Annotated in this window: 14 protein-coding genes; 5 read left to right on the top strand and 9 right to left on the bottom strand. The window is 39.7% G+C overall.

Annotated elements, in window-relative coordinates; translation table 11 throughout:
- Nucleotides 1–37: 37 nt before the first annotated feature.
- Nucleotides 38–1,177 (top strand): GNAT family N-acetyltransferase, encoded by a 1,140-nt coding sequence (locus CWB78_RS13210; protein WP_138596010.1) that lies wholly within the window; start codon nt 38–40, stop codon nt 1,175–1,177.
- Here the strand turns inward: CWB78_RS13210 and CWB78_RS13215 are convergent.
- Nucleotides 1,154–1,744, bottom strand: a complete 591-nt coding sequence (locus tag CWB78_RS13215; protein ID WP_010392551.1) for a DUF938 domain-containing protein — start codon at nt 1,742–1,744, stop codon at nt 1,154–1,156. The genes CWB78_RS13210 and CWB78_RS13215 overlap by 24 nt on opposite strands.
- A 193-nt stretch (nt 1,745–1,937) precedes the next feature.
- Here CWB78_RS13215 and CWB78_RS13220 point away from each other — a divergent pair, with 193 nt between their 5' ends.
- From CWB78_RS13220 to CWB78_RS13235, 4 genes are all read left to right on the top strand, one after another.
- A complete protein-coding gene (locus CWB78_RS13220) occupies nt 1,938–2,123 on the top strand; it encodes a hypothetical protein (RefSeq protein ID WP_008113269.1) in 186 nt (61 codons plus the stop codon).
- 216 nt (nt 2,124–2,339) lie between these two features.
- Nucleotides 2,340–3,719, top strand: a complete 1,380-nt coding sequence (locus CWB78_RS13225; protein WP_138596012.1) for a class II fumarate hydratase — start codon at nt 2,340–2,342, stop codon at nt 3,717–3,719.
- A gap of 108 nt (nt 3,720–3,827) precedes the next feature.
- Entirely contained in the window at nt 3,828–4,346 is a 519-nt protein-coding gene (locus tag CWB78_RS13230; RefSeq protein ID WP_010392545.1) for a hypothetical protein, read from the top strand.
- A gap of 10 nt (nt 4,347–4,356) precedes the next feature.
- Nucleotides 4,357–4,758 carry a hypothetical protein gene (locus CWB78_RS13235; RefSeq protein ID WP_010392543.1) on the top strand — a complete coding sequence of 134 codons (402 nt, stop codon included), beginning with the start codon at nt 4,357–4,359 and terminating at the stop codon, nt 4,756–4,758.
- Between the two features lie 15 nt (nt 4,759–4,773).
- Here the strand turns inward: CWB78_RS13235 and CWB78_RS13240 are convergent, their stop codons facing one another.
- From CWB78_RS13240 to CWB78_RS13275, 8 genes are all read right to left on the bottom strand, one after another.
- Complete coding sequence (locus tag CWB78_RS13240; protein WP_021033113.1) at nt 4,774–4,959, bottom strand: hypothetical protein; 186 nt, start codon at nt 4,957–4,959, stop codon at nt 4,774–4,776.
- Nucleotides 4,960–5,022: 63 nt separating this feature from the next.
- Nucleotides 5,023–5,343 (bottom strand): hypothetical protein, encoded by a 321-nt coding sequence (locus tag CWB78_RS13245; RefSeq protein WP_010392540.1) that lies wholly within the window; start codon nt 5,341–5,343, stop codon nt 5,023–5,025.
- Entirely contained in the window at nt 5,340–5,978 is a 639-nt protein-coding gene (locus CWB78_RS13250) for a DUF4178 domain-containing protein (protein WP_010392538.1), read from the bottom strand. The genes CWB78_RS13245 and CWB78_RS13250 overlap by 4 nt, the downstream gene beginning before the upstream one ends.
- 71 nt (nt 5,979–6,049) lie before the next feature.
- On the bottom strand, nt 6,050–6,742 hold the full coding sequence (locus CWB78_RS13255; RefSeq protein ID WP_055013441.1) for a PspA/IM30 family protein: 693 nt from the start codon (nt 6,740–6,742) through the stop codon (nt 6,050–6,052).
- An 89-nt stretch (nt 6,743–6,831) separates the two neighbouring features.
- A complete protein-coding gene (locus CWB78_RS13260) occupies nt 6,832–7,245 on the bottom strand; it encodes a YjfI family protein (RefSeq protein ID WP_008113284.1) in 414 nt (137 codons plus the stop codon).
- An 80-nt stretch (nt 7,246–7,325) separates the two neighbouring features.
- Nucleotides 7,326–9,047 carry a polyamine aminopropyltransferase gene (locus CWB78_RS13265; RefSeq protein ID WP_138596014.1) on the bottom strand — a complete coding sequence of 574 codons (1,722 nt, stop codon included), beginning with the start codon at nt 9,045–9,047 and terminating at the stop codon, nt 7,326–7,328.
- 4 nt (nt 9,048–9,051) lie between these two features.
- Nucleotides 9,052–9,951 carry a DUF350 domain-containing protein gene (locus CWB78_RS13270; RefSeq protein ID WP_041709155.1) on the bottom strand — a complete coding sequence of 300 codons (900 nt, stop codon included), beginning with the start codon at nt 9,949–9,951 and terminating at the stop codon, nt 9,052–9,054.
- Nucleotides 9,952–9,976: 25 nt separating this feature from the next.
- Nucleotides 9,977–10,909, bottom strand: a complete 933-nt coding sequence (locus CWB78_RS13275) for a hypothetical protein (RefSeq protein ID WP_008113289.1) — start codon at nt 10,907–10,909, stop codon at nt 9,977–9,979.
- Between the last annotated feature and the right edge of the window lie 452 nt (nt 10,910–11,361).

Below are 11,361 nucleotides of genomic sequence, written 5' to 3' on the forward strand. Positions count from 1 at the left end.
CAAGTAACACACAGACAACAGTAGTAGGCAAAGCATTATGAGCCACTTTTCTCACAGTTGGTTTAATAGTATTAATCAAATTGATGCTACACAGTGGCATCAATTTTTTGGTAATGACCCATTCACCCAACATGCTTTTTTATACGCACTTGAGCAAAGCCAATGTGTAAGTGCTAAAACAGGTTGGCAGCCTCATCACTTAGCCGTTTATGAAGGCGATAAACTCATTGCGCTTGCCCCTGGCTACTTAAAAGCGCACTCCTACGGTGAATATGTATTTGACTGGGCATGGGCCGAAGCTTATGAAAAAAATGGCTTAGATTATTACCCTAAATGGCTATGTGGTATTCCCTTTAGCCCGATTGAGGGACAAAGAATACGTATTATGCATAGCAATCCAAAGCTAGTGTATAAGTACATAACAGAGCAACTTAAAAGCCACTGCGTAGAACAGGCATGGTCAGGCTGGCATGTAAACTTTTGCGACAAAGCACAAGCCATCCATCTTTATGATACCGGTGCTATGCGAAGAATCGGCGTGCAGTTTCAATGGTTTAATAATAACTTTAAAGATTTTGACGATTTTTTAAAAACCTTTAATGCCCGAAAGCGTAAAGCCGTTAAAAAAGAGCGCGCTAAAATCACAGAGCAAAATATCAGTATTGAATGGCTCAAAGGCGAGAAAATCACTACCGCTACAATGCAGCTTTTTTGTGAGTTTTATCAACGCACTTATTTAAAACGATCGGGTCATTTAGGCTACTTAAACAGTGATTTTTTTAGCTTGTTACACGCTTTAATGGCTGACAAATTGCTCATTATGCTAGCTAAAAGAGACCAGCAAGTAATTGCCGCCACCTTAAGCTTAATTGATGATAATACCCTTTACGGCCGCTATTGGGGTGCTAGTGAAGAGATAGATTCGCTTCACTTTGAGCTGTGTTATTACCAAGGGATTGATTATGCTATTAAGCATAACATTCAGTGCTTTAATGCTGGGGCACAAGGAGAGCATAAAATCGCTCGTGGTTTTCAACCGGTAATCACTTACTCTGCCCATCACATTGTTCACCCCGATTTTAATAATGCCATTGCAGATTACTTAGAACGCGAATGCCAACATATCGAAATTTACAAACAACAATGTAGCACTTTATTGCCGTTTAAAAATGAGTAACTGATTATTTGCAGGCATCGCAGTATCGCTGAGTAACTTAAGCCCATATTGCACTGCAAGCTGCTCAACCGCTTCGAAATCACGAATACCACTAAGCGGATCGCGACTTTGCAATAAACTATTAAATTCATCATTACTGGGGCTGGTAAACTCCCCTTTATATTTGAAAGGGCCATATACACACACCACCCCTTGCTGGTTTAAGTGCTGATTTACTCCAGCAAAAAAACGCGTAATTAACTCCCAGCTCACTATGTGAAAAGTATTAGCAGTATATACCGCATCCACTTTATTTACTGGCCAAGAATAGTTTAGATCAAGTAATAAAGGCGGATGCAAGTTTGCCAGTTGCACCTCATCATGCCATAACTTTATTCCTTGATGATTAACCTCTCGATCACTGGTATACCATTGTAAATGTGGCAATTTTTTGGCAAAGAAAACACTATGCTGACCCGTCCCCGAGCCTATCTCAAGTACTGATGCTGCATTTTGCAATGCAGGCTGCAAAGCCTTAAGTATATGATTTTTATTATTTTCGCAGGCTTGTGAAAACGGTTTGGTCATACTGATGCACCTAAATTGCAAATGAATGCACAATAGTAAAACAAATTTCAGCTATTCTGTCGTGAGTAAATTGACCAAAATAATAAAATAACATCAATTTCAATACGTTAAATTATCTTTACCGAGCTGGTACGCTATATGCTTTTATTAAATTACTCACTTAATGAGTACTAAACTACAAAAGGATAACATTATGTATATTTCACCTTATACCGCAGTAGATGCTGCAATGGCAGTTACAGACAAAAGCCTAGATAAAACGAGTTATGAAACAGATTGTAGAGCAACGGTTATCGACTTACTTTCTCATGTAAAAAATACTCAAAAGGCACAAAACAAACATGAAACAGACCAAATATTTATTCTTGGCTACAATTAAAATTCTGTTTAGCCTTGTAACCGGCTGTTTATATAAATACATTATTTAAGTCGACTTAAAATCAGTTTAAGTCGACTTTTTAGTTTTAATCCCACTTGTTAACTTGCCTTGACGCCCTCTACTTTTTAGCTATACCGTTGTAAATAGTAATAACAGCACCATATCTTTTTATATAGCGTAGTTAAATGTCATATATTCTCTTTTATAGGAGTACTAATGAGTAACTTTAGAACAGAATCAGATAGCATGGGCACACTCAACGTGCCCGCTGACGCACTTTATAAAGCACAAACCCAACGCGCCATTAATAACTTTACGATCAGCAGCCTCACAATGCCGCAGCAATTTATTATTGCCTTAGCGTATATCAAACAAGCCGCTGCAATAGCCAATTTCAAACTAGGTCATTTAGATAAAACGAAAGCAAATGCAATCGACCATGCCTGCCAAGAAATTATTGATGGTAAGCATTATGAGCATTTCCCCGTTGATATTTTTCAAACTGGCTCAGGTACTAGCTCAAATATGAATGCTAATGAGGTCATTGCGAGCTTAGCCTCAAAACATGCTAACCAAGATATTCACCCAAATGACGATGTGAATATGGGGCAAAGCTCTAATGACGTTATTCCCACTGCGATTGCTTTGAGTAGTGCGATCAGCGTTGATAAAAAATTACTGCCAGCACTAGCAAATTTAGCAGACGCCTTAGAGCAAAAAAAAGCAGACATCGGTCACATAGTTAAAACTGGGCGCACTCATTTAATGGATGCAATGCCAATAACTTTTGAGCAAACACTCAGCGCATGGCAATCGCAGGTAAAGCATGCAGCTAGCAGTATTGAACATGCACTAATACGTGTCTGTGAGCTAGCGCAAGGTGGCACAGCAGTAGGTACAGGTATTAATGCCGACCCACAATTTGCCGCTCTATTTGCCACACAGCTAACTGAAAAGGTAGGGATTCAATTTACCCCTAGCGATAACTTTTTTTATAATATTGGATCGCAAGATGCGATTGTCGCTTTATCAGGACAGCTAAAAGTCTATGCAGTTGCACAAATGAAAATAGCCAACGATTTACGTTGGATGAACTCAGGCCCACTTGCGGGACTTTCAGAAATTGAACTTGAAGCATTACAGCCTGGCTCATCAATTATGCCTGGTAAAGTGAATCCGGTGATCCCAGAAGCCGCTGCAATGGTTAGCGCCCAAGTCATTGGTAACGACGCAACTATTACGGTTGCAGGCCAAGCTGGCAACTTTGAGCTTAACGTAATGCTGCCAGTAATCGCTTACAATATTTTGCAAAGTACCGAGATACTAGCTAATAGCGCGCAAGCGTTGACAGATAAAGCCATTGCTAGCTTTAAAGTTAATCAAACTCAGATTGATAAAGCATTAACTAAAAACCCGATTTTAGTGACTGCGCTAAACCCTGTTATTGGCTACGAAAAAGCAGCAAAAATTGCTAAGCAAGCTTATCAGCAAGCACAGCCAATTATTGATATCGCTGAGCAAGAAACCGACCTATCTCGATCAGAATTAGAGGCATTACTCAATCCAGCTAAATTAACGCAAGGCGGGTTAACTTAAAAACTCTCCTTATCACCTCTTTAATATGTTGATAGTAGAGTTTTTATTGCTGTAATGAATGCACAGTGTATGATAGTGATGAATAATTCATCACTATCAGGAACGATTATGCGTACTCCATTACTCGCTCTACTGCTACCGCTTTGCTTAACGGCGTGCTTAGAAACAACCTCAAATAAAACTGAGCAAACTAAAACCAATGCGGTAGAAAATACGTCTACGCCGATACCGCAACAAAAATTACCACAAGCGAATAAGCAAAATAAAATAGCACAGCCATTACCAGCTGATGCAGCAAAAGAAGTGTCGCTTGATGATATTAAAACAGCAAAAGATAAGCTAAACAGCCTCATAGCAGATAAGCAATGTTCAACGAGTTCACAGTGTAAAGTGAATGCTGTTGGTAGCCGTGCCTGTGGTGGACCGAGCGATTATATTGTGTACTCGACACAAAGCGCCCCCCAAAAACAGGTTTCAGCCCTAAGCGATACAATTACTCAATTGGAAAGTACTTATAATGCGCAAAAAGGCATGATGAGTATTTGCCAACATTTAACTGCGCCTAGTACCCAGTGCGTTGAAAATAAATGTGTTAAACTTGAAGGCTCTGCGGTAAGTGTATTTTAAGGATTAGATTATGAGTTGTTTGTCATCCGTAATTAAACTATCAGCTGCCAGTGTTGTCATGACTATGCTGCTTAGCGGTTGCAGTAGCGCACTAACACCAAGCACAGCTCAAAACGCGAGTGAATCTGTTTTAAATACTCAGCTTAATGAGCTTACAAGTAATAAAAGCTGTACAGCCAGTTATCAATGTAAGGTGTTAGGTGTTGGCTCGCGTGTCTGTGGGGGGCCGAGTAAGTATGTTGTGTATTCAACATTAAATAATTCTCAAAAGCATGCCGAGCAATTAGCACAAAAAATCACTCAGCAAGAACAAAAAAATAACACTGCGCTTGAGTTCGATGACTGTTCACCAGTGCTAGAAGTTCACTCTTTATGTATTGATAACCAATGTAAAACCGTTAATTACCAGTAGCAGTTCGTTTCGGTGTTAATTTAATAGTGGTATTAACACCGAAATAACCACTACCATGAAAATACATACACCAGCCTTAAAAATGTATTCCAAAGGCATGTTCTTTTGTACCCAATAAGCATATATAAAACGCACAAAGTAGCTTGCCGCTGTGCCAAATAACGCAAACATAAGTAAGTAGGCAATCAATATAATATTCACAGCTGCACTTCTTTAGAAATAATAACCTCAGTGTAAGTATTTTATATAAAGAAGGCAAAAGGGTTACTTAGTCTTTTTTGTATGCTCAATGAGTAGATCTGCTACCTGTTGCTTTACCGCTCTTTTATCATCTACTGCAACTTCAAACCGACTAGCCAATTGCGCTATTTCATCATCATTTAAATTAAACGATAAACGCTGCCGTGTTTTTTTAGACTTTACATCAAGGCCTAAAATTTTGCGGATCATATCTGAGGGAGTAAGTTCTTGGTCGATAGCTTGTTTTTTTATCGACTTTTGTACCTCACTACTCAAATCAAAGGCCATTTGCGTGGCGCGCACAGCTTGCTCTTGGCGCAACCACTTGTCTTTAGCATCACTCACTGGGCATCTCCAGGAAACAAGTCAACAATATCGCTAATTGGGCGAGTTAATGTTAGTGATACTTCTGTTTCACCTCCCTCCCAAATTTCGATATTAACGCTATGCCCTTCATCGGGTGACGCTAAACAAATCATTTCACAGGGTTCACCACCGTCTTGCTCATAGCGAGGTAGCGCTTGGCCACGAAAATCTTTATTATGAAAATAACATACATAAGGTGATTCGCTTTGTTGATAACTTCCAGCCAAAAACTGCATAAAGCGCTCAGGCGTATTTTTAACTGTAATATGCGTTAACGATTCTTCATCAAAAATACGTGAAAACTCATCCAAACCAAATACTTCATCAACATCATCACGCTGAATCTTTATTGAGAAATTAGCCCACTGCTCACCATCGTTTTGTTCTATTTGTAAAAACACCACTTGGCCTGTGTTAGTTTCAAGTACGAATTCAGTATCACTACTATGTTGGTACTGATACGTTTGCACATCAATAACGCGAAGTGTTTGGCCTTTGAGCCATGCAGGATAAGCAAACGAGTCAATCACTGTAAACATGTCACCTTTTTTAAGGTCACTCGCGTGATTAAGCTGACGTTCTGGCTTTTTTTTAGATTTGAAAAAATTAAACATATAAGGTGCCTCTGTAAGCAAAAAAGGTAACGGAGCAAAACTCGGTTACCTTTTTAATATGGTTCTAAATGTTAGCTATTTTGCTTCGCTTTAATGCGCGCTAGAATATCAGCACTTTTTGGATTGGTATCACCAATACCTGCTTCAGCCATTTTAGCTTTTAAATCATCGCCATTAACATCTGCTTCTAGAGACTTTGCAGCACCTAATTGATCAGTACGGTCTTGTTGGCGTTGCTTAATACGCTCAAGCGACTGACGAGCTGATGTCATCGACGAGCTATTAGTATTAAGCGTGCTATTTACAGCCATTGTCGCTTGTTGAACGCTTTCTGTGGTTTTAACCATAGTAAGCTGACGCTGGTTTTCTTTAATTGATTTTTCAGCATCTTTAACTTGCTGCTTCAAGGTCACTATGTGATTAGTAAAGCCCGCTAATACTTGCTCGTGTTCGGCTTTCTCAGCTTCAAAGTCACCAATTTTTTCTGCAATTTCTAATGCTAATGCTTCATTCCCTTTTTCAAGGGCTTGACCTGCATACGCTTCGTGCTCAGCAATTGATGCATCTACTGCACTAATTTTACGCTTAGTTTGCATCTCTTTAGCCATTACTTCTGTCAGGCTTTTTTTAGCACGATTCAGTGCATTTTGTGCATCGGCAATTTCTTGTTCAAAAATACGAATACCATTCGCATCAACAATTGCTTCGCCCGCTTCACGCGCGCCACCACGTACCGCTGTAAATAATTTTTTTAAAATACTCATAATCTTAACTCCAAAAACTTGTTTATATCCTATTAGGTAAAGCGAGAGCCATATACTATTAGCAATCAGCACTTACCTATGCGGGTATCCTAATCGTTTAAATACAAGGTCACGGCTTCTAGTGCATCAATTGCGTTATCCGCTAACGTCACTAGTTCGTGGGTAACGTCATCTAATGATGAATTTACCGAAAGTGCACCAAAAATCGCATATTTATTATCGATTTTGGCAAATGCACTTAGCGGAATTGGCACGTTTAAACGCAGTAGTGTTTCGTTTAACTCGTCGCGTAACTCGCTTTTTACTTCGTCTTCACCAAACAAGTAGCTAATACATAATAATTGCTCTTGTGTTTGGGTAACAAAAATTGGAAGCTCATCGTTTCCATCAACAATGACTTGTAAAACATCTTGCTCACCTGGATTGGCAATCAAGAAAGACTCAAAGTTAGCACCCTCAGTTTCAAAAGACGCTAATTTTATTGAAAGTTCATTTAATTCCATGTCTCTGCCTTTTTGTCGTTTGACATATTATGTCTGAGTTAAGATTCGCATGGTCGACATATTATGTCAACCATGTTTTATTAATTTTTATACAATTCACTTTCTATTTGCCAAGCAGCGCGGTAATAATCATATAAACGACCAGAACCTAACCTATTGACTTCAATATCGTTAACTTGTTCAAAATAGTTATTAGGAAATGCAAAACTGGCTAATAAATATTTTTTACTAATCCACCGAGATGGCACTGGCATATCCGTTATATTGCTAATACGTGCACTTGGTGATTGCCCCATTTTAGTAGCAATAGTCCACCCCCACTGACCAAACGAAGGAATGTTTTGCTGATATTGCTCTACATAATCAAAACCTGCGGCTTTCACCGTTTTAGCAATACTTAAAAATGCCTTTTTCGCATGATAAGGCGAGGTTGACTGTACCGCCATAGCGCCATCAGGTGCCAATAATTGACGCACATGGTTATAAAAATAGTCGCTATACATCTTATTCAGATCGGGATGATTAGGGTCTGGCAGGTCAATTAGGATAGTATCGAACTGCTTTGACTGATCCAGTAGCCTTTCAACTTCTAAAAATGCATCACCCACAATAATATTTGCTCGGGGGTCATGCATCGATTCATTATTGAGTGCCACTAATCGCTGTTTAATATCATCAGGCGGTGTGTATTTGTTATCTTTATGACCAAATAAATTGAGTAGCTGTCCATCTAAATCAATTAAGGTCACTTCCTCAACCGGCCACTTTAATACATCTCGCATGGCTAACCCGTCGCCGCCGCCAATAATCAAAACACGGTCATGACGATTAGATGCCAGCATGGCAGGATAAACCAGCATTGAGTGATATATTTGCTCATCTACACTAGAGAACTGCAACCGACCATTTAAGTATAGGTCGGTGATAGGCTGTGGCTGATTTTTACTTAAGCGTTCGGTTAACACCACATGCTGGTACTTCGTTGCTTGGGAATAAATAACTTTATCTTTGTATAGTACGTTACTTAGGTTATCCATCCAGCTACTACCAAACTGTAAAATAAAAGCGAATAACACCAGCAGTAATATATGGCAAACCAATAGCAACTTAGCAAAACGTACATAGCTATGGTAACGCCATAAAAAGGCAAGGCCGGCAATAATGTTAAATAGCGCTGTCCAAGCGGCGGCTTGCATTATTGGCATCGCGAGCATAATACTCACCCAAATTGCCGCGCCAATACCAGCGCCAATATAGTCAGCTCCATATATAGTGCCGGCGTTATTTTCTAAAAAACGTCCATAAACATGCTGGCGAATACGAGCAATAAGCGGTATTTCCATACCAATAAATAGCCCTAATATTAAGCCAAATACATAAGGTAAAAAGCGAGACCACTCTTGCAGCTTTTGAAACACGTAACCATTAAGAATAACGTCAGGTGGAATATTAAAAATACTTGAGAATAAATGAGGGAGTGAATAACTAACAGCAATGATACTGGCAATGGCTAATATACAGCCCATACCTATGAGCGCAATAATGCTTTCTAGCCAGGCAAATGCGGTAAAAGCATCTTTAAACCAACGCGCTAAAAATGCACCCATCCCCATAGCTACAATCATAGTGCCTATCATGGCGTAAATTGCACTCTCAACTGAGCCTAGTACTCGGCCAGCGTAATGAGAAAGTAAGTATTCATAAATAAGGCCGCATCCTGCGAGTACGGCCATAACAGTGATCAGTAAAATATCATGCCCAAGTAAATTAAATTTACTTGGGGAAGCTTGAGTTGATGACACGTGATTATGCACCCAGTAGTGTGGCCATAGTGATCCCGACAGCAAATGACACTGCTGCAGAAATAGCGGCAACACCCACATTCTTTTGACGATTCACTTCATCTGAAATATTACACCCAGCAAGAATGATTTTAATCGTCAGTAAGTGCAGTAAAATGAAAGCAACCAAACTAACAACGGCACTTAGCGCCCAGTAAAGTAAACTCGCGTTAATATTATCGGCAGCATAGGGAGCAATACCTGTTGCAGCAGTAATGGCTAATGCACTACCAATTAAAAAGCCGGCATAGCGAACACCTACTGCTAAATTACCATCAACAATGGCTTGTTGTAGGCAATCACCGCTTTTATTGGTGCGTTTAAATAATTGCACTCGGTATTGGCTTACTAAAAGCAGTACCACACTACCAATCACAAAAGCGGCAATCACAATAGGAATGCCATGCCAGCCTTCGGTAGCAACCCACAATAGTGCAGAGCGAATAACCACTGCAACACTAACTACATGGCCAAAATCAATAATTGACGCAGTAACGTTACCTTTGACTATTTCGTTATGTAAGCTTACTTTACGCAATGCCACTTTATCTTGAAAAAAGTGACCCAGCTTTATAAGCAAAATTGCTAATGCACCATAGCCAAGCATTAACAGAGCTTCTTTTTGTAACGTAGCAGCAAAAGCACCACTACTTACACCCGTTAATACAATCGCAAGGGCAACTAAGCCAGCGGCAAAGCTTATTCCGAATGCAAAGTTATCTCGCTCGGTAATTTCATCATTAGCATGTAAATTAGACACCCAACCTTTAATATACTTTAGGCTCACAAACAGTAAGATGATAATTGCAAAGTCTACTGACAGTGCTTGCAAAGACCACATAGTTATTCCATTAAATTCATACATATTATTCTAACTCCAACGTTATTCTTTACTTACCACGACTTACGCCGCGCGAGGTTCTGCTACTGCTATTACGAACCGATCCTGAATTATTGCTATAGCTACTCGCTCTTGAGTAACTGCTGCGACTTTTAGGCGGCGTATAACTGCTGCGACTCAAACCTGATGCACCTGTTTTTTTACTCGCATAAGGACTAGTAAACTGCTTGCCTTGGCGTTGGTAAGATTGTCGTGTACGTGTTTCTAATGCACTTTGGGTTTTTATTTGTTTAGGGCTTGAGTAACGAGTACGACCATAGTCATTGTAGTAACTATACTTGCGGCGTTTACTCCAACTTCCGTATTCAACTCGGTCAAATACATCACCCAAAATACGGTACATGCCGTACCATTGCCAAAAACTAATACCGCTACTATTCGTTTGCCAATTACCATAGTTAGGATTACCTACCATTTGGTTACCAACCCCTTGGCCTTCAGCTTTTTGGCTTATAGCACCAACTCGTGCCAAAGAGCCATTCGACATATCCGCAAGCATATTAATAGGATCGGTTAAGGCATCAGAAAATAAAGTTGGCTTGGCCGCCTCACGCAATAAATCAATATTGTATAAAGTGTCTTCGTAAGGAGGAATTAAGTAATTACCCTTAATATCATCAAGACGTTGGGTTAAGCCACTATAAAGGGCTCCTTGGCGTGTGGCATCAAGGCTAACTACATCAACAACCTTACTGAGTTCAGGCTGCTGTTGTTTAAGGATACGACTGTATTCTTTAAGAATAATCGCATTACGTATACTACCATTATCAAGTGCTTTACCAAGCTGAGTAAGCTCGACATCGGCCTTTTTAATGGACTCTTGAATTGTTTGTTGTAGCTGTTCTTCTTTAGATTGACAACCAATCAGTGCTGTAAACAAACAAAACAGGCTGAGAAGTTTCCAAGCTTTTATATTCGACATTCATGTCACCTGATTTACTAAATTATCCTAGATAGTTTTACACAGGACAGTTATTAAACCAACAATGAAATTGCAACAAGATGATAATTTAGGGACTAGTTTAAAGATGCAATGAGAATAACTAAGATCAGTAAAGAGAGAGTGCTGATGGTAATACTTCAAAACTAAGGGCTGTACGCTGACTTATATTTGGAGTCGGTGTGCTACTTCGTTGCGATGACGCAGTAGAATGCCTTAGGGTCGGCTCTGATCAATTCTCTTCCTTTAACCTAATACCTTCTTTTACTTTATTCCAAACGTAAAAAAGCCCGACTCATCCTCTGTCGTGTTCTTTTATCCGTGGGTTTCGTGATACTCAACCACGCTACGATGGTCAGGTTAACGCTGTGCTGCTGATAGCTAATATTTTCACTTTCCTGCAGACGTAAAAAAGCCCGACTCTTTCGAATCGG

Source organism: Pseudoalteromonas sp. S1612 (genome assembly GCF_005887175.1).
GTDB classification, from domain to species: Bacteria; Pseudomonadota; Gammaproteobacteria; order Enterobacterales; family Alteromonadaceae; genus Pseudoalteromonas; species Pseudoalteromonas undina.